This is a genomic window from Microbacterium sp. H6, from assembly GCF_003314775.1.
Classification (GTDB): domain Bacteria; phylum Actinomycetota; class Actinomycetes; order Actinomycetales; family Microbacteriaceae; genus Microbacterium; species Microbacterium oxydans.
The window spans coordinates 1-871 of record NZ_QOAY01000051.1; the positions used below are offsets into that span (position 1 = coordinate 1).

Sequence of the window (871 nt, forward strand, 5' to 3'; positions counted from 1 at the left end):
AGGGCGGGCGACAGATGGTGCAGCGGCTCGGTGGCCCAGAGCAGGATCACCGCCCCCAGCAGCAGGGCGGCTCGTCGCTCCAGGGTGCTGAGCGGCCCGGTCACGGCCGTCGACGCGGAGCGGCCGATCTCCGCAGTGCTCAGTCGAAGACGTGTGGTGCGGTCTTCGCTCCGGGTGAAGCGCCAGAGGATGATCTCGCACGCCAGGTGCGACGACACCACGGCGAGCGGCAGTCCGAGCCAGAGCCAGCTCGAGAACGTGAAGCCCTCCTCCCCTGCGGCGCGCAGCAGCTGGTCCGTGACGATGTGTGCTCCGGCCCCGAGCAGCGAGCCGACAGCCGACAGCAGCACCACGGTCGGCATCAGGAGCGCCAGCGCACGGATCACCCTGTCGCGTCCGGGAAGCGCGGTGGCGACCGCGGTATGCACGGGGACGGCGAGCGCCGCCCGCCCTGACGTCGCCGGCACGGCGAAAGCGGTGAGCGTGAGCGCGACCGTCATGAGGTGGAACAGGCTCCGTGGACCCCGCGCGAATCGCAGCAGGTGGGCGGCGCCACGCAGTGCCAGCCCCGAGGTGGCCACCGCGGAGGCGATCACGAACGCCCCGATGAGCAGCCAGATCGTCTCGTCGCCGAGCGAGGCGAAGAAGTCGCGTGCCGGCAGTACCCCGGTGACGATGAGGGCGATCGCGGCGAGGAAGGCGACGAGTGTGTCGTCCAGACGCGTCGAGGTCCATGCCCATACGGCGAGCAGGAAGACCGCGAGCGTCACCGCGATCGGCAGGGTGGGCGCGCCGCTCCCCGGCGATCGGGTCAGCGCGGCCAGGAGCATCGCGCCCCCGGCCGTCAGCACGAGCCCGAGCGCGACCGCTC

Annotated in this window: 1 protein-coding gene; it reads right to left on the reverse strand. The window is 72.1% G+C overall.

Annotated features, from left to right (window positions below; genetic code table 11):
* Positions 1-871: SLC13 family permease (locus DSP71_RS03350; protein WP_181800655.1), on the reverse strand; the 871-nt coding region annotated here is incomplete at both ends.